We start from the raw sequence: 19,572 nt of genomic DNA on the forward strand, positions 1-19,572 counted from the left end.
ATTAAGATTTGCATGCAAGAAATTAGAAATATTGCCATCATCGCACACGTTGACCATGGCAAAACCACACTCGTTGACAAGATCATTTACGCAACTCAGGAGTTTCGAGAGAATCAGGAGAAAGGTGAACTTATCCTTGACAACAATGATCTGGAACGAGAAAGAGGGATTACGATCCTTTCCAAAAATGTATCAGCAGAATACAAAGGAGTAAAAATAAACATCATCGATACACCTGGTCACTCCGATTTTGGAGGCGAAGTAGAGCGTGTATTAAAAATGGCTGATGGAGTAATCCTTTTGTGTGATGCTTTTGAAGGACCTATGCCTCAAACCAGATTTGTATTAGGCAAAGCATTGGGTCTGGGGCTCAAACCCATAGTTGTGGTAAATAAAGTAGACAAAGAAAATTGCCGACCGGATGAGGTACATGAGCAAGTGTTTGATTTGATGTTTTCATTGGATGCTACCGAAGAACAACTTGATTTTCATACCCTGTATGGGTCTAGCAAGCAAGGGTGGATGAGTGAAGATTGGAAAGCACCCACTGATAATATCACTCCTTTATTAGACAAGATTATAGAAGTGATACCAGCTCCCGAATTCAAAGATGGCGTGCCTGCAATGCGAATTACTTCGCTGGATTATTCATCTTTTACAGGGAGAATAGCAATTGGTCGAGTGTGGCAAGGAACCCTAAAAGAAGGAGCCTCACTTGGCATTAGCAAGAAGGATGGCTCAATGAAACGAGTAAAAATCAAAGAGTTACATGTATTCGAAGGTCTAGGTAAAAAGAAGGTTGCTGAAGTAAGGGCTGGTGATATCTGTGCAGTTACGGGCATTGAGGGATTTGACATTGGCGATACATTAACTGATTTTGAAAACCCTGAAATTCTTTCTCGAATTGCGATTGATGAGCCTACTATGAGTATGCTTTTCACAATCAATGATTCACCGTTCTTTGGTAAAGAAGGGAAGTTCGTGACCTCTCGTCACCTTCGTGATCGTTTGATGAAAGAATTGGAAAAGAACCTGGCCTTAAAAGTTCAGGAAACTGATAAAGAAGATAAATTTCTTGTTTTCGGTCGTGGCGTGCTTCACTTGTCTGTTTTAATCGAGACAATGCGACGTGAAGGCTATGAACTTCAAGTAGGTCAGCCACAGGTTCTTTTTAAAGAAGATGAAAATGGGCAAAAGCTTGAGCCAATTGAGCACATGGTTATCGACGTGCCAGAGGAATATTCAGGAAAAGCCATTGAGCTCGTGACGCAACGTAAAGGTGAATTGAAAGTGATGGAGCCAAAAGGAAACATCCAACACCTTGAGTTTGAAATCCCATCGAGAGGCCTTATTGGATTGAGAAATAACATGCTCACAGCTACAGCTGGTGAGGCAGTGATGACTCATAGGTTAAAGGAATATCAACCATTCAAAGGCGAAATAGCTGGTAGAATTAACGGCTCGTTGATTTCTATTGAAAATGGACCAGGAACTGCATATTCCATTGACAAGCTACAAGACAGAGGATCTTTCTTCGTGGATCCTGGTGTGGATTTGTACATCGGACAAGTAATTGGAGAGCATTCAAGAGGCAATGATTTGGTTGTAAACATCCAAAAAGGAAAGAAACTGACAAACATGCGTACTTCGGGAACCGACAACAATGCCAAAATTATTCCTGCAAAAAAATTCAGTCTTGAGGAGGCGCTTGAGTACATCCAGAAAGACGAATATGTTGAAGTAACTCCAAAGTCCATCCGGATGCGAAAGATCTATCTAGATGAAAATCAGCGAAAACGAATGGCCAACGCTGAGAATCAAGCTTAGAAATTATAAAAGGTGCTAACGGCGCCTTTTTTTTTTGCTACCTATCTCCTTTATTGAAGTGATCAGAAGGCGTAAAACGTGCATTTAAAACAAAAAATGGCATTTTACGTTCCCATTAAAATTCAATCATTTCAATAAATAATCACTCAATTATGAAAAAGTTATGGCTCATAGTGGCATTATTGGCAAGTTCAATGGCTTTTGCCCAAACCAAGCTAGTAGAAAAAGTCACCAAAAAAGGAGATGAAATTGTAATCCCTTACGAGAAGTATGTATTGGACAATGGTCTTACCCTAATTATTCATGAAGACCATTCAGATCCATTGGTTCATGTAGATGTAACGTACCACGTAGGATCTGCAAGAGAAGAGTTAAACAAATCCGGATTTGCTCACTTCTTTGAGCACATGATGTTCCAAGGATCAGAAAATGTTGCAGATGAAGAGCATTTCAAGATAGTGACGGAGGCAGGTGGCACATTAAATGGTACCACCAACAGAGATCGAACAAACTATTTTGAAACTGTACCGAGTAATCAGTTAGAAACTATGCTTTGGCTGGAAGCCGACCGAATGGGTTTCTTCCTCAATGCGGTAACTCAGGAGAAATTTGAAGTGCAGCGTGCTACTGTTAAAAATGAAAAAGGGCAAAATTATGACAATTCACCCTATGGTCGATGGAGTGAGGTGAATGCTGGATCTCTATATCCATACGGACATCCATATTCATGGCTAACAATTGGAAGGTTGGAAGATTTAGATCGAGTAGATGTTGAAGATTTAAAGAAGTTTTTCATGAGATGGTATGGCCCCAACAATGCAACGCTTACCGTTGGTGGTGATGTAGACCCAAAAGATGTAATTAAGAAAGTAGAAAAACTCTTTGGTGTTATCCCAAGTGGTCCCGAAGTTCAGCCATTGGAATTAGAGGCGCCAACGCTCGAAAGCGATCGATATGTATCCTATGTGGATTCAAACATTCGCTTTCCTGCATTGCTCTTTACTTTCCCTACGGTTCCAAGGTTCCACGAAGATGAAGCTGCATTAGATTGTCTTTCGGAAATTTTAGGGACAGGAAGAAGCTCTTATTTTTATAAGAAATTTGTTCTCACAAAAAAAGCAATTCAAGCTTCCACCTTCCATCCTACCAGCGAACATGCTGGTGAATTTTCACTTTTTGCTTTACCATTCCCTGGAGGAACCTTAGCAGATTTCGAAGTTCAGATTAGAGAGATTCTTGCAGAGTTTGAGAAAAACGGAGTTTCGGATGATGACATAATCAAATTCAAGGCGAATCAAGAGCAAAGTATGATAAATGGCTTGGCCAGTGTTTCCGGAAAAGTGAGTCAACTTGCTTCTTATGAGACTTTTTATGAAAATCCTAATGGGATCAAATACGATCTGGATCGATACATGAGCATCACCAAGGAAGATGTAATGCGAGTCTATAACAAGTACATTAAAGGAAAAGCAGCCGTTATTCAAAGCGTGATACCGAATGAGGAAACAGCTCCTGCGAAGGAAGACAACTACGAAATTCCTAGAGAAGGAAATAATACATTCCCGACAACAGACTATAGCGGCTTAAGCTATACGCGTCCCACTGGGGATGATTTTGATAGAAGCGAAAGACCTCCATTAGGACCGAATCCTTCCATCAAAGTGCCTGATTTTTGGAAAGAGACCTATGCAAACGGAATCAAAGTAATAGGTACCGAATCCAATGAAATTCCAGTAGTTGCATTGCAGCTCACGATCAACGGCGGTCATAAAATGGATGCATATGCTCCTAAAAAATCTGGTCTTGCTTCGTTGACAGCAAGCATGATGAATGAAGCTACAGAGAACTACACCTCTGAGCAAATCCAAGAAGAACTTCGTAAAATAGGCAGTAGTATCAACATCTTTGGTGGTAACTCATCCACCACGATGACTATCTCCTCTTTGAAGAAGAACCTGGCAAGAACTCTAGGGATCGCAGAAGAGATTTTGAAAAATCCTGCCTTCAATCAAGAAGATTTTGACAGGCTGAAAAATCAGCAAATGGAAGGCATAAAAGCCTCACAAAAAGATCCTGCAAGTATAGCCAGATCAGTATTCAACAGGTTGATGTATGGCGACCAGCACATCTACTCTGTTTCCTCTCAGGGAATTGAGGAAACGGTTGAGAATATCTCATTGGATGATGTAAAAGAATTTTACAGCAAATACTATTCACCAAATGTTTCTGAACTGGTGGTGGTTGGTGATATTTCAAAGAATGAAATTGACGCTTACCTTGGATTCTTGAAGAACTGGGAAAGCAAAGACACAAAAATCCCAGAATTACCAGATGCAAAGCCATCTGATGAGACGAAGATTTATTTAGTAGACAAGGTGGATGCTCCTCAATCACAGGTTAGAATTGGTTACGTCACTGACTTGGATTATGATGTGACTGGGGATTACTATAAATCTACTTTGATGAATTTCCCGCTTGGAGGAGCGTTTAACAGTAGGATTAACCTCAATCTTAGAGAAGATAAAGGTTGGACTTACGGAGCTAGATCTTTCTTCAATGGTAGCGATGAGCCTGCACCATTTGTAGCCTCGGCTGGTGTAAAAGCAGCAGCTACTGATAGTTCAGTTGTAGAGTTTATGAAGGAAATCACAAACTATCGTAATGATGGAATCACAGATGCTGAATTGAAATTTATGAGAAGTGCCATCGGACAAAGAGATGCGAGAAGCTATGAAACGCCTCGTCAAAAAGCCAACTTTCTAAGACGCATCAATCATTACAATCTAGATAAGAATTTCGTTGAAAAACAGAACAAAATCATTGCTACCATTTCTAAAGATGAGATCAATGGCTTGGCCAAAAAATATCTGCAGGATGAAAATCTATACATTCTTGTTGTGGGCGATGGAGCAAGCAATCGTTCCAAACTTGAAAAGCTGGGATACGAGATTGTAGACGTCAATGAAAAAGGAGACATCATAGATGAGAATAAGATTGATGTGAAGAAATAGTTCCGAGTAATAAAATTGCCAGGGATTTGACAATTCAAATCCCTACTGCACCACTCATATAAATTAACCCCTATTAACAAACAATAGGGGTTTTTTTACGCTTAAACTTGCACAGTATTTGTTACTAAAACCATTATGAAAAAAACACTTTTAATCCTCTTCGTTGCTATTGCAACCACAACTCAAGCACAGGACAGCTACCATGTTAATATTGATCTTACCAAAACGAATGACGATAGACTTCCGGTAGAAATTACCATTCCATCCATCGCAGAAGATACGGTGGAGTATCACATGCCTAAAGTGGTTCCGGGAACCTACAGTATTTCTGACTTTGGGCGTTTTGTAGATACGTTCAAGGCACTTGATGCAGAGGGTAATGAATTAACGGTAGAAAAAACATCAACCAATCGCTGGACAATAATGGATGCTACCAAACTTGACAAGATCACCTATTGGATTGAGGATTCATTTGATGATTTTAATGGATATGGCAGTAACCGACTTTTTGAACCAGGCGGAATGAGCATCGAAGCGGATAAGGGAGTTTTCGTTATGAACACATTTGGCTTCATAGGTTATGTCGATGGATATAAGTTCAAGCCTTTTAACCTCACAATTGTGCATGATGAGGAGATTAAAGGAGCCACATCCCTCAAAAAAGAATCGTCAACAAACACATCAGACACCTACAGTGCAGAGAATTATAACTTCCTCGCTGATGCGCCAATTATGTACAGCAAACCAGATATGGTTACAAAAGAGATAGCAGGAGCTAGTATTTTAGTTTCTGTCTACTCTCCAAATAAAGTGCTCTCAGCTGCAGATGTAATGGATACCATTGATGAACTGATGGAAGCACAAGCTGAATACCTTGGAGGGAAACTTCCGGTTGATAGGTATGCATACCTTATTTATTTATTTGATAGCCAGACAATTTCTGGTTCGTACGGTGCGCTGGAGCATTCCTATTCGTCGCTCTACACCTTGCCAGAAATGGATCCGACCAGAATCAGTCAGACGGTAAAAGATGTTGCCGCTCATGAATTTTTCCACATTGTAACACCGCTCAACATTCATTCTGAAGAGATTCATGATTTCAACTATATCGAACCGAAGATGAGTCAGCATCTTTGGCTTTATGAAGGCGTAACGGAATATGCATCACAACACGTTCAGGTAAAGTATGGTCTTTATGATTTGGAAGATTACCTCGGTGAGATGCAGAGCAAGATGCAGCAACAAGAGCGTTACAATGTAGATATTCCTTACACCGAATTCAGCGAGAATATTCTAGAGCCTGTGAATGAGAGAAGATACGGTGACGTATATGCCGGAGGAGCATTAATTGCCTGGTGTTTAGATCTTACCATCATCAATTCTACCAATGGAGAAAAAGACCTTCAGACTGTGCTTAGAGAGCTTTCTAAACAATATGGTCCTTCCAAAGCTTTTAAAGATGAAGAGTTGTTTGATGAAATCGAAAAAATTACAAATAGTGATGTTGGATCCTTCCTAAGGAAATATGTAGGTGGCAATGAAAAGCTTCCATATAGTGAGATTTTAGGCTTAGCTGGATTTAGGTATTTACCGGAAAGTGATGAAATGGTCATAACAACAGGGAGATTTACTCCGGCACTAAATGAAGATCAGGAAATATTTATAGCGTCAACTGACAATATGAATGATTTTGGGAAAGATCTGGGTCTGAAAGAAGGAGACATTTTGGTGTCGTGGAATGGAAAAGAAGTAACAGTCGAAACTTTTTCTGACGTTCTGCAATCCTATTATAGTGAGGTAGAAGTAGGCGATAAAGTGACTGTAATCGTTAAGAGAGAAGTAAAGGAGAAAACGAAGGAAGTGAAACTAAAGGCAAAAGCTAAGCAAGTGAAGTCCTCGCAAAAGCATTTGCTGGTAGAAATGGAAAATCCATCGCCAGAACAACAAACTGTAAAGAGCTTGTGGCTTGGAACCAGTAACTAAATACAACTAGACAGGTATAATAATAAATAGACCTAACTGAGATGAAGAGAAATAATAAAATAGCGCTAATCGGGGGTGCAGCTGCCATCGCCCTTTTGGTCTTTGTACTTTCCGGGAGTTCTTCAGATGCCACTGCGGAAGTTGTGGTAGACGTAGAGCAAGGTGATTTCGTGGTAGACATAATGACCTCAGGTTCACTGGATGCTAAGAACTCAGTTCCTATTAAAGGCCCGACTGGTCTTCGAAATTATCGAATATGGAATGTTACGATCCAGCACATCATTGATGAGGGAACCGAAGTGACTGAAGGTCAGTATGTTGCACGGTTAGACCCTTCTGAGCTTACAGGGAAAATAAAAGATGCTCAACTGGAAGTGGATGAAACCCAATCGCAATTCACCCAGACCAGACTAGATACGGCTTTAACCATGCGTCAAGCTCGTGATGAACTTATCAATCTTGGATATACCGTTAGGGAAAAGCAACTCACGCTTGATCAGTCACAGTTTGAACCACCCGCAACAATTCAAAAAGCGGAAATCGAGCTAGAAAAAGCAAAGCGATCACTTCAGCAAGCCAAAGAGAATTATGAAATAAAACGTCAGCAGAATGTTGCTAAAATGCAGGAAGCATCTGCCGAACTGAGAGGTGACAAAAATGAACTCGAAGGATTAATGGAGCTCTCAAAGAGTTTCACAATTCTTGCACCTCAGAGTGGTATGCTTATTTACGAGAGAAGTTGGGATGGCAAACCTGTAAAAGCAGGATCACAGGTAAGTGCCTGGGATCCTACGGTAGCCACGTTACCAGATTTAAGCAAAATGCTATCTAAGACTTATGTAAATGAGGTGGATATCAGAAAGGTGAAAGCCGGACAAAGTGTTGAAATTGGTTTTGATGCATTTCCCGACAAAAATCTAAAAGGCCGAGTGACTAAAGTTGCGAATGTTGGAGAGCAACGACCAAATTCTGACGCGAAGGTTTTTGAAGTAGAAATTGAAGTTTTCGGAACAGACCCACTGCTCAAGCCAGGCATGACCACCAGCAATAAAATCATTACCAAGACGGTTGAAGATGCGCTGTTTGTTCCTCTGGAAAGCCTTCACTCTCAGTATGATTCTATTACCTATGTTTTCAAAAAATCAGGAGGTTCTTCAGTAAAACAAGAAGTTATTATTGGAGATGCAAACGCTGAAAACGTTCACATCATTGCCGGTTTGGACGCCGAAGATCGTGTCAGTCTTTCCTCCATTCAGGGAATGGAAAAGGATGAAGTGAACCTGCTTCCTGAAATGAATGGTAAGCGAAATAAAAAGGAAGAGATAATTGAGGAGCCTGAGCCCACAACTCCACAAGGACCCCAACGACGAAGACGCAGAGATTAATGGATAAGGAACGAGTCTTAGCCAATCTTTGGATTGCAATAGAAGCAGTCCTAGCTAACCGAATGCGATCCATTCTTACTGCTTTAGGAATCATCTTCGGAGTTGCAGCAGTAATTGCTATGCTAGCAATTGGTAATGGAGCACAACAGGAAATTCTTGCACAGATCAAGTTGGTTGGTGTCAACAACATCATTATTGAACCTATCGTTGAGCAGACGGAAGAAAACTTAGCTGAAGATGATACGGAAGGAAAAGAAAAGAAGAAGTTCTCTCCCGGCTTAACGCTTGAGGATAAAGAATCCATCTTAAAAATCATTCCTGGCGTAGAAACCATTAGTCCGGAAATACTTCTGGAAACATACATTATCAAAAATGGCATCAGACGCTCAGCAAAATTGGTGGGTGTCGAACCATCCTATTTTGACATTTTCAATTTTACACTTTCAGACGGAAAGATGTTTAATAAAACACAGCTAGCTAAAGGTGAAGCAGTGTGCATTATAGGAAAGTCAATTAAAGCGAAGTTTTTTCCATCAGAGAATCCAATTGGCAAAATGATCAAATGCGGTCCAAATTGGCTAAAGGTTATAGGCGTGCTGGATGAACGCTACATCAGCGAAAGCAGTATTAGCAAACTTGGCATCAGGGATTACAATATGGATGTATATACGCCTTTGCAAACGGTATTGGTACGATACAAGAATAGAGCAATGCTGACTCAAGAGATGATCCAAGGTGCCAATCGAAGATCTTCTGGAAACTTCATCGTTATCGGAGGTGGAGGCGGTAGTAACTCAGACGACACGCAAGCTGCTGCAGTCAATTATCATCAGTTGGATCGACTAGTGGTGCAGGTAGAAGAAACTGAAAAGCTCAATCCAACCGCAGATGTAATTGTCCGAATGCTGGAGCGAAAACACAATGAGGTAGTAGATTATGAAATAGAAATACCTGAGCTCCTTCTAAAGCAACAGCAGCGGACAAATGATATTTTCAGCTACGTACTAGGTGCCATAGCCGGCATTTCCCTTATTGTAGGTGGCATTGGTATCATGAATATTATGTTGGCATCTGTATTAGAAAGAATTAAAGAGATAGGTCTAAGGCTTTCCATTGGTGCCAAGAAAGCGGACATTATCAATCAATTTATGTTCGAATCAATGATGATTAGCGTTAGCGGCGGATTTATAGGCATTCTCCTAGGTGTGATCATGGCATCCGCCGTGAGTAGGTTTGCCGAAATCCCCACCGTCATCTCATTCGGATCTATTTTAATTTCATTCGGTGTGGCTACTGCCATCGGCTTGATCTTTGGTATTGCGCCGGCAAAAAAAGCAGCTTCTCAAGACCCAATTACCTCTCTTAGATATGAATAAATTATTTACAGGAATATGCCTGATCGGACTTTCATTGACAGCTAGTGCGCAGCAAGTCTATTCACTGGATAACATCATCGGATTGGCCCAAGGACAATCTCCTCAAGCCAAACAGGCAGAGACACGAAAAGAAAATCGATTCTGGCAGTATCGTCTGTTTAAGTCAAATTATAATCCGCAGTTAGCTTTAAGTGGTAATTTGCCTGCATACAGCAACCAGTTTGTTCCGGTTACTCAGGAAGATGGATCGACCCAATTCCGACCTGTAGAACAAACCAATTCTTCATTAAACCTTGGACTTTTTCAACCGATAGCCCCTACCGGAGGTAGCGTTTCAGTAAATACACGTGCTAGCCAATTTCAAGACATTGTAAATGATGACACACGGTATAGAAGTACAATTGTTGATCTCACAATAAATCAACCAATATTCGCCTTCAATGAATTGAAATGGGACAAAAAGACCGAGCCCATTCGATATGAGGAGTCTAGAAGAAGTTACGTGGAAGAAATGGAATTCGTATCGAGAAATGCTGTTCAGCGCTTTTTCGATTACCTGGATGCCCAGGTCAATTATCAGATAGCGGAGTTTAATCTTGCTAATAATGATACCATTTACAACATTGAAAAAGGCCGATATAATATTGGAACTGCTTCAGAGGACAAGCTTCTGCAAGTAGAACTTCAATTACTCAGATCTCAACAAGATCAGGCTCAAGCCCAATTGGATCTTCAAACTTCCCGACTTGCTCTTCGTACATTCATCGGACTGAACGAAGGTGAAAATTTCGATTTGTCTCTTCCAGAAGACATTCCAATTTTTCCTGTAGACGAAGAAGTTGCTCTGCAATACGCAAAAGATAATCGTTCTGATTTCATCGCCTTTGAGCGAAGAAGAATTGAAGCGGAGGCCCAGATTGCTGAGGCAAGAGGTCAGCGCTTTCAAATGAATCTAAATGCTTCATTCGGGCTCAACAGCGCAGCTACAACGTTTGACGAATCTTATATGAATGCCCAAAGTCAGCAATTTGCAAACCTTACATTAAACATTCCAATCGTAAACTGGGGTCGCAATGAAGCAAGAATGAAAACAGCATTGGCGAATAAGCAGCTTACTGACTATGTGATTGCGCAGGAAGAGCAAAATTTTGAGCAAGAAATTATCACTCAGGTACGTCAGTTGGACGTTTTACGCCAGCAAATCGAGATTTCTAAGAAGTCGGATGAGGTGGCTCAGAAGCGCTATGAAGTGGCACAAAACAGATACCTCATAGGTAAGATTGACATTACTAACCTCAACATCGCGCTGACTGAGAAGGATACAGCCAAAAGGAGCTACATTAATGCGCTAAGAAGCTACTGGATAGCGTACTATGACCTACGAAGATTGACGCTCTATGATTTTGCGAATAAGGAGTTGCTGTATACGGTGGATGATTAATCAAATCTTCAACTTGCGCATACCTTTGAAATAGAGCCACATCATTTTAAGCTTGGAACCCCCTTTTTTCCTGCCCATTTCCATGGCATCCCAAAGTTCTTCAGGAATAGCTTCTAGTCCATTGAATTCCCCTGCTCCCATTAGCCATTCACCGCCATCTATGGTTATTACCTCACCGTTAATGTATGCAGAGTAGTCCGAAACAAGGTATGCAGCCAAATTAGCCAACTCTTGATGGTCCCCTACTCGCTTCAATGGTACTTTAGTTGCCGGATCGTATTTCTTTTTCAAATTCCCGGGCAACAATCGATCCCAAGCACCCTCGGTCGGAAATGGTCCGGGAGCAATTGCATTACTTCTTATTCCGTATTTAGCCCATTCCACCGCCAAAGAACGAGTCATAGCTAACACACCACTTTTTGCACACGCTGATGGAACTACGTATCCGGATCCGGTCCATGCATAGGTCGTAACGATATTCAGAATATTCCCTTTTTGCTTATTTTCAATCCAGTCTTTACCCATCGCAAGAGTAAAATTGTAGCTTCCTCTTAGTACAATGTCGACAACAGTATCAAATGCACGATGAGACAGTCTTTCTGTTGGACTTATAAAGTTTCCTGCTGCATTATTTAATAATACATCAACGCTTCCAAATTTTTCCTTTGCCTCACTTATCACACGCTCCACTTGCTCATACTCCCGCACATCACACGCTACACAATGTACTGGATAACCGGATTTTGCGGTTATTTCCTTAGCGGTTTCTTCCAATACATCCATTTTACGACTTGTAATCACCAGGTTAGCTCCAAGCTCTGAAAAATACGATCCCATCGATTTTCCTAGTCCGGTTCCTCCGCCTGTGACAATGATTGTTTTACCCTTTAAAGACTCTGGGCTGAGCATGCCTTGTGTGTGACTCATACGCTTTTGTTTGTCAAAGCAATATAGCTAAAGGGCATAAAAAAAGAGGCCCCGTATGGCGCCTCTACATTTGGTAGTGAATAGAGCGGTGAGTATCTGTTAACAAAGAACTCAACTTATCAAATGATAATCAATACCCACTTTTGGGTATTTTTCACTTTTCACAATTCTTTTAAGTCTTCCACAATTTGAAGATCACAATGACACAAAGGGTGCATATTGTAAGCAGACCAAACCCAGAAGCAACATTACCGTATATCAAACTTCCGATTCCAAAAAGGGCTGCATATGTGCCAATAGTGCCTACAAACACACTTAACAAACTAGCTCCAAGATTAGACTCTCCTCTTGTTTCAAAGCGTTTCCAGCCAATACCTGGTTTTACCTGAGCAACAAAAGATGCTAATTTAGCATCAGATTCAGGTTTGGTGATCAATGCAGTAGCAATCCATACAACAGTTGTAACTCCTGTAGCTATCAAGAGCTTTGCCGTAAAGCCATCTAAAACAGTTGTTGCCAGCGACTCGTCAGGAATCCGCAAAACCAATACAAATGCATTGATGGTGGCAACCACCATCCCAACAATTTCTGTGATTGCATTGATACGCCACCAAAACCACCTGAAAAGAAAAATGGCTCCTGTGCCTGCTCCAGAAAGCAATAAAATGCTAAATGCTTGAGAAGCATTTTCAAGAACAGTGAGTGACAGGACACCTGCTATAATCATCAATAGAACAGTCGATATTCTACCTACGCTTACCAGTTCTTTTTCTGATGCTTCAGGCTTAACAAAGCGTTGATAAAAGTCATTGACAATATATGAGGATCCCCAGTTTAAATGCGTACTTATCGTAGACATGTAAGCAGCGATGAGTGAAGCGACAACAAGGCCCAACCAACCAGGTGATAATAAGGTGAGCATCACCGGATAAGCAATGTCATCACCTAAATATTGATCATTGATACCTGGGAAAGCTTCTTTTATCGATTGCAAGTCAGGATACAAGATTATTGAGGCTAAACCAACGAGAATCCATGGCCATGGCCTCAAAGCATAGTGAGCAAAGTTGAAGAATAGTGTGGCGCCTACGGCATGTTTCTCATTTTTTGACGCTAGCATACGTTGAGCAATGTATCCTCCTCCACCCGGCTCTGCACCGGGATACCAGACTGACCACCATTGCACTGCCAAAGGAATGATAAACATCGTAACCAACAAAGAGGTATCACTGAAGTCAGGAATAATATCAAGTTTTCCTTCTAGTGCAGGGTTGGAAATTAAGCCGGATAATCCACCAATCTCAGGCTGAGAAACTGCTACGTAAGCGGCATATATAGCTCCAATCAGAGCAATGCCAAATTGGAAAAAATCGGTCCAAATCACACCTTTAATTCCCCCTAGAGCTGAGTATGCTGCCACAACCACAGATGCAATGATCACAGTATAGATAGGTTCAATACCAAAAAGAATCGATGATATTTTAATAGCTGCTAAAGTGACCGAACCCATAATCAGGCAATTGAAAAAGACACCAAGGTATAACGACCTAAATCCTCTGAGAAAAGACGCTGCCTTTCCTCCATACCGCAGCTCATAAAATTCCAAATCCGTAAGGACTCCAGACCTTCTCCAGAGTCTTGCATAGATGAAAACAGTTACCATTCCTGTTATCAAAAACGACCACCACAGCCAGTTTTTAGCCACTCCTCCCTCTCGCACAAAACCGGTAACCAAATTTGGGGTATCTGCAGAAAAAGTAGTAGCTACCATGGATACTCCCAAAAGCCACCAAGGCATTGATTTTCCAGCTAAGAAAAACTCCATTGAGCTTTTACCGGCAGTCTTACTTGCAGCCAATCCGATACCAAGTACAATGACAAAAAAGATGATGATAACTGACCAGTCTGATAAAGTAAGAACCATAGAGTTGTGTTTTTATAGAGCATGAAAATAATCCATCAAAATGTAACTATCTTAAGCATAACAAGTATTTCCAATGAAATGCAACTTTTGGTGGAGCATTCCAATCATTAAACTGAACACAACCTCACTCCCATGCTTAAGAATTTCTTCCTGATATCAATAAGAAACCTAAAGAAAAACGGTCTCTATTCAATAATCAACATTTCCGGTCTCTCCATTGGAATAGTCTGCAGTGTACTCATTTTACTTTGGGTGGTGGATGAAGTCTCATACGATAAATTTCTTCCAAAATACGATCGCCTCTACCAAGTATTTATCAGCTCGGAATTTGATGATAAAGTCAATAACTGGCAATCTGTTCCGCTTCCAACCTATGAGGAGATGAAAGTGATTGATAGCAATATTAAAAACTCAGTGGTAGCCGGCTGGGGAAACCCTCGTCTTCTTACGGCAGGTGATGTCAGAATCATCAAGGATGGTTATTATGTAAGTGAGGAATTTCTTGAAATGTTCGAATTTCCTTTAGTCTCAGGTAAACACGAGGAAGCATTGAAAGATCCAATGTCCATTGTCATTACTGAATCACTAGCCAAGATCCTTTTCGGAGATGAAGATCCTATCGGAAAGCAAGTAAAGCTCTCAGATGAAGGCACGCTTCAAGTAACAGCCATCGCTAAAGATGTCCCGGAGAATTCCTCTTTTCAGTTTGACTATCTGGCCACCTGGAAATATCGGGAATCAGTCAATGAATGGGTAAAAGACAACAAGACCAACTGGGGAAACTATTCATTCCAGGTTTTTGTGGAATTGAACGATCCTATCCGTGAAATAGATGTCGAACAGAGCATCTATGATCTGGCTGAAGCGAAAGACGGTGAAGACGGTATGGATAAGCACTTCTTTCTACACCCAATGAAGGATTGGAGGTTGCGTACCAATTGGGATGATCAAGGAAGACAAGCCGGAGGACGTAGTGATTACGTACAGCTATTCACCTCTATTGCCATTGTCATTCTTATCATTGCCTGCATCAACTTCATGAATCTGGCCACAGCTCGTAGTGAAAAGCGAGCCAAGGAAGTAGGGATTCGAAAGAGCCTTGGTACTACCAGAAACAAGCTGATTTATCAATTTATTGGTGAATCAATTTTCATCACATTTATAGCCTTTTTATCTGCCGTGATATTGACAGAGCTCGCGTTACCGGCTTATAATAATCTTGTAGACAAAGAGCTCTTTATAAACTATCAGAGCGTTGAATTTTGGATGTTTTCTATTGCTATTGTTATTGTTTTGGGAGTGATAGCAGGAAGCTATCCGGCCTTTTACCTTTCTTCATTCAGGCCCGTCCAAACGCTAAAGGGAACCGTCAAAGTCGGGAAAGGAGCTACAACTCCGCGAAAAATTTTGGTTATCATGCAATTTGCATTTTCTGTGGTACTCATGATTAGCACCATTGTGATCTTTCAGCAAATCAACCTGGTGAAAAACAGAGACCTTGGATATGAACAAGAGCGACTGATTGCGGTAGAACAAACCAGTGATCTCAGGGATAATTATGAAGTACTGAAGCAAGAGCTATTGGCTTCCGGGGCAGTGGAATCGGTAACTAGATCCAACTCTCAAATTACTCAAATAAACTCGAATAATTTTTTGGGCTGGCCAGGTAAACCAGAAGATAGAAGAGTCATTTTTACCACAATCACAACCACGTATGATTATGCCAATACGATGGGAATTGATGTGCTTATGGGTAGAGATTTTTCAAAGGATTTCGCTAGTGACTCAAGCGCGATAGTTATTAACAAAGCCGCATTAGATATCATGAATCTGGAAGATCCGATTGGAACTAACTTGGACCTCTGGGGTGATTCGCGCAGGTTAATCGGAGTAGTCGACAATGTACTCATGGGTTCTCCATATGAGCCTGTAAAACCTATGTTTATGATTCTCGAGGATTGGGGCGGCTTTATCTCAGTAAGACTTAAAAAAACCAATGATCTGCAGCAAACACTTGCTGGCGTTGAGCAAATCTTTAACAAGCACAATCCAGCATATCCATTTGATTACAATTTTGCTGATGTTCAATTTCAGCGAAAATTCACAACGATCAATCTGACCCGAAAGCTCGCACTGCTTTTTGCTACCCTAGCCATGATTATCACAGGTTTAGGACTATTTGGTTTGGCTTCTTATACAGCTGAGCAGCGAATCAAAGAAATAGGTATCCGTAAAGTGCTTGGAGCCACAGTCTCAAGTTTGATGAATCTAATGTCCAAGGACTTTGCGAAACTGGTTTTGATATCCTTTTTTGTAGCTATGCCCATGGCGTGGTATCTAATGGATCAGTACCTCGACAGGTACGCTATCCGAATTGATATTGGTTGGTGGATATTTCCTTTGGTGGGGATTATTGTGCTGTTATTTGCTATTGCAATTGTTTCAGATCAGGCACGTAGAGCTGCGAAAGTTAATCCGGTTCAGTCTTTAAGAAATGAATAGTCTATAATCTTCAATTACCTGACATAAACCGTTTTCATATTTACAAACTCCATGATGCCATGATGAGAAAGCTCTCGACCAAAACCACTTTCATTGATTCCACCAAAAGGTAATCTTGGATCCGACTGAACCATTGCATTAACAAAGCATGAACCAGCGTTGAGCTTGGTGGCAGCGAGCCTTTCCGCCTTAGCCACATCTCTGGAGAAGATAGCACCTCCTAATCCGTAGATTGTATCATTCGCCACTTCCAATGCTTCTTTTTCATCATTCACAACAATAACAGATGCTACCGGACCAAATAGCTCTTCCTCATATGCGGGCATGCCTTTTCTTACACCCGTTAGGATCGTCGGTGGATAATAATACCCTTTCATGTTTGGAATTTCGCCACCAAGAATACACTTCGCACCTGCCTTGATACTTCGCTTTACCTGATCGTGAAGTTGGTCACGGTACTTTTCACCCACAAGAGGTCCCAAATCATTGGACCCAATCAATGGATCTCCATAGCGATAGGTGCCCATTACTTCAAGGAGTTTTGACTCAAACTCCTCTTTGATTGAACTTGGCACAATGAATCTCTTAGCACTGATACAGCTTTGACCATTGTTTTTAAGTCGACTCGCCACAGTGGTCTCTATAGCCAAATTTAGATCTGCATCCTCGAAAATGATGTATGGATCGCTCCCACCTAATTCCAGCACACATTTTTTTAAATGTGCTCCCGCTTGTTCTGCAACTGCTTTTCCAGCCTTTGTGCTGCCGGTTAGAGTCACCGCTTTAACATGTCTATGTTTGATTACCTCAGAAGCTTGATCTGTAGCAATAAAAAGATTAGAAAATAGACGTTCGGGGAAGCCTGCTTTTATAAAAATAGATTCTATGGCTTCAGCACAGCCTGGAACATTGGGTGCATGCTTGAGTATAGCACCATTTCCAGCCATCAATCCAGGTGCTGCAAACCGAAATACTTGCCAGAATGGATAATTCCATGGCATGATGGCGAATACCAATCCAAGCGGTTGATAGCTAATATAGCTTTTAGAGCCTTCGGTCTCAATATGTTCATCGCTAAGGAAACCCTCAGTGTTTTCTGCATAATATTCACATACCCAAGCGCATTTTTCTATTTCTGCCTTAGATTCTTTCAAAGGCTTACCTACCTCCTGAGTCATTATTCGTGCGTACTCACTTTTACCTTTGCGAAGTAGATTGGCCGCATTTTTCATCAACCTGGCTCTATTTTCAAAAGAGGTAGACTTCCACTTGCTAAAAGCAGCATGTGCCTGCTCAATCACTTCCAACATTTGTTGGTTAGAATGATTCTCATATATTTTCAATGGCTCCTCTGTAGCCGGGTTGATTGCCTGCATGGATTATTCGTTGGGTAACTAAACTCTATTCGTATATAGAAAAGATATCCTGCCAAAATTGTTCCCTCACTCTCTCCTTTTTGATTTGGCGCGTATACACTTTAATTTTGTTGTTGAAACAACTAAATTAATTTCATCATGGAAACGACTGTAGCATCTCCAAAGACACAAGAGGCACAGGATTTTATGCCAATCAATGGCACAGATTATCTTGAGTTGTATGTAAGCAATGCTAAACAAGCTGCTCACTACTATCGCTCTGCTTTTGGCTTTAAGGCACTCGCTTATTCTGGTTTAGAAACTGGCGTTAAAGACCGGGAGTCTTATGTGGTTGTTCAAGATAAAATAAGACTTGTTTTAACCTCTCCTCTCAAAAGTGGCACTGAAATAGGTCGACATATTGACAAGCACGGAGACGGAGTGAAAGTAACCGCTCTCTGGGTAGATGATGCTACAAAGGCTTACAATGAAGCTGTAAAAAGAGGCGCAAAATCTTTTATGGAGCCAAACACCATGGAAGATGAACATGGTAAGGTTGTGAGATCAGGCATTCATACGTACGGTGAAGTCGTTCATGTTTTTATTGAAAGATCAGAATATAACGGCGTTTTCCTTCCCGGTTATCAAGCTTGGAATACACACTACAATCCTGAGCCCGTCGGATTGAAATATGTAGACCACATGGTAGGTAATGTAGAGCTTGGCCAAATGAACGAGTGGGTTAATTTTTATGAGCAGGTGATGGGCTTTAAGCAAATCATGTCATTTGATGATAATGATATTTCTACTGAGTTTACTGCCTTGATGAGCAAGGTGATGAGTAACGGCAATGGTAGAATTAAATTCCCTATCAATGAGCCTGCACCCGGACTCAAGAAATCTCAAGTGGACGAATACCTTGACTTTTACGAAGGAGCAGGTGTACAGCATATTGCAGTAGCTACAGATAACATTATAAAAACGGTTACGGATTTAAAAAACCGAGGAGTTGAATTCCTACAGGTTCCTGACACCTATTATGATGTGCTATCGGAGCGAGTTGGCGAAATTGATGAAGATATAGAAACTTTACGCCCGCTTGGAATCCTGGTGGATAGAGATGATGAAGGATACCTTCTTCAGATCTTCACTAAGACAGTGCAAGCAAGACCTACGATGTTTTTCGAAATCATTCAGCGAAAAGGTGCCACTTCTTTTGGAAAGGGCAATTTCAAGGCATTATTTGAAGCGCTGGAGCGAGAGCAAGAATCAAGAGGAACACTTTAGAATTCACATAATCACACGAGTTAAAGAAGGGACACAAGTCCCTTTTTTTACGATTTCAAAAGTCTAATTACGTTCACTGTAATTGGTAAATATCTTATCTAGTGTGGCAATGAGGTTGTTATATTCCTCTTCGGATAGGTTAGTCCAGCCCAGCTTTCGAGACTCATCTACTGAGGGCGTGGCTTTATTGATAATGGCTTCTCCCCTTTTTGTGATCGAAATATGATATTTTCTTCTATCCTCTTTGTCCGGAATTCGCTCTACCAGATGTTTCTTTACCAGTAGATCTACAATCCTGGAAACAGTCGGTTTATCACGGAAACTCATGCTAGCTAGCTCAGTTTGATACATGTCCTGTTCATTTAGTTTGGCCAAAATGACCCATTGTTCAGGTGTAATATCAACTCCAACATTTTTGAACCTATTGATAAGGTCCTGCCGAACCACTTTGTATGTACGATCAATGAAAGATCCGAGCTCCTTATATTGAGACATGATAGCTAATATATCAATTCCATACCCTCTATAACAACCTCTTAAATAAAAATTGAAAT

12 protein-coding genes are annotated in these 19,572 nt (G+C 41.0%); 8 read left to right on the plus strand and 4 right to left on the minus strand.

What is annotated here, in order from left to right; translation table 11 throughout:
• The first annotated feature begins 12 nt into the window (after positions 1 to 12).
• From typA to ACL8WY_RS02485, 6 genes are all read left to right on the plus strand, one after another.
• A complete protein-coding gene (gene typA, locus ACL8WY_RS02460) occupies positions 13 to 1,827 on the plus strand; it encodes a translational GTPase TypA (RefSeq protein WP_436516740.1) in 1,815 nt (604 codons plus the stop codon).
• Positions 1,828 to 1,979: 152 nt separating this feature from the next.
• A complete protein-coding gene (locus tag ACL8WY_RS02465; RefSeq protein ID WP_436516741.1) occupies positions 1,980 to 4,838 on the plus strand; it encodes a M16 family metallopeptidase in 2,859 nt (952 codons plus the stop codon).
• Positions 4,839 to 4,973: 135 nt separating this feature from the next.
• Positions 4,974 to 6,821: a peptidase M61 gene (locus ACL8WY_RS02470; protein ID WP_436516742.1), complete on the plus strand. Its 1,848-nt coding sequence runs from the start codon at positions 4,974 to 4,976 to the stop codon at positions 6,819 to 6,821.
• A gap of 41 nt (positions 6,822 to 6,862) precedes the next feature.
• Positions 6,863 to 8,206, plus strand: a complete 1,344-nt coding sequence (locus ACL8WY_RS02475) for an efflux RND transporter periplasmic adaptor subunit (RefSeq protein WP_436516744.1) — start codon at positions 6,863 to 6,865, stop codon at positions 8,204 to 8,206.
• A complete protein-coding gene (locus ACL8WY_RS02480; RefSeq protein WP_436516746.1) occupies positions 8,206 to 9,582 on the plus strand; it encodes an ABC transporter permease in 1,377 nt (458 codons plus the stop codon). The genes ACL8WY_RS02475 and ACL8WY_RS02480 overlap by 1 nt, the downstream gene beginning before the upstream one ends.
• Complete coding sequence (locus tag ACL8WY_RS02485) at positions 9,575 to 11,023, plus strand: TolC family protein (protein ID WP_436516748.1); 1,449 nt, start codon at positions 9,575 to 9,577, stop codon at positions 11,021 to 11,023. Before ACL8WY_RS02480 ends, ACL8WY_RS02485 begins: the two co-directional genes overlap by 8 nt.
• On the opposite strand, the gene ACL8WY_RS02490 is transcribed toward ACL8WY_RS02485, so the two are convergent.
• A complete protein-coding gene (locus ACL8WY_RS02490) occupies positions 11,024 to 11,950 on the minus strand; it encodes an SDR family oxidoreductase (RefSeq protein WP_436516749.1) in 927 nt (308 codons plus the stop codon). It abuts the gene before it with no gap.
• Positions 11,951 to 12,122: 172 nt separating this feature from the next.
• A complete protein-coding gene (locus ACL8WY_RS02495; protein ID WP_436516751.1) occupies positions 12,123 to 13,874 on the minus strand; it encodes a sodium:solute symporter family protein in 1,752 nt (583 codons plus the stop codon).
• Positions 13,875 to 14,006: 132 nt separating this feature from the next.
• Here ACL8WY_RS02495 and ACL8WY_RS02500 point away from each other — a divergent pair, with 132 nt between their 5' ends.
• A complete protein-coding gene (locus tag ACL8WY_RS02500; protein ID WP_436516753.1) occupies positions 14,007 to 16,376 on the plus strand; it encodes an ABC transporter permease in 2,370 nt (789 codons plus the stop codon).
• 14 nt (positions 16,377 to 16,390) lie between these two features.
• On the opposite strand, the gene ACL8WY_RS02505 is transcribed toward ACL8WY_RS02500, so the two are convergent.
• A complete protein-coding gene (locus tag ACL8WY_RS02505) occupies positions 16,391 to 17,752 on the minus strand; it encodes an NAD-dependent succinate-semialdehyde dehydrogenase (protein ID WP_436516754.1) in 1,362 nt (453 codons plus the stop codon).
• A gap of 138 nt (positions 17,753 to 17,890) precedes the next feature.
• On the opposite strand from ACL8WY_RS02505, the gene hppD reads away from it, so the two are divergent.
• The gene (hppD, locus tag ACL8WY_RS02510; RefSeq protein ID WP_436516756.1) at positions 17,891 to 19,018 is read left to right on the plus strand and encodes a 4-hydroxyphenylpyruvate dioxygenase; all 1,128 of its coding nucleotides are present in this window, start codon (positions 17,891 to 17,893) and stop codon (positions 19,016 to 19,018) included.
• Between the two features lie 63 nt (positions 19,019 to 19,081).
• Here the strand turns inward: hppD and ACL8WY_RS02515 are convergent, their stop codons facing one another.
• Positions 19,082 to 19,513, minus strand: coding sequence for a MarR family winged helix-turn-helix transcriptional regulator (locus tag ACL8WY_RS02515; protein WP_436516757.1), 432 nt, complete (start codon positions 19,511 to 19,513; stop codon positions 19,082 to 19,084).
• Between the last annotated feature and the right edge of the window lie 59 nt (positions 19,514 to 19,572).

This window comes from Ekhidna algicida, assembly GCF_051379705.1.
In the GTDB taxonomy this organism is placed as follows: Bacteria; Bacteroidota; Bacteroidia; order Cytophagales; family Cyclobacteriaceae; genus Ekhidna.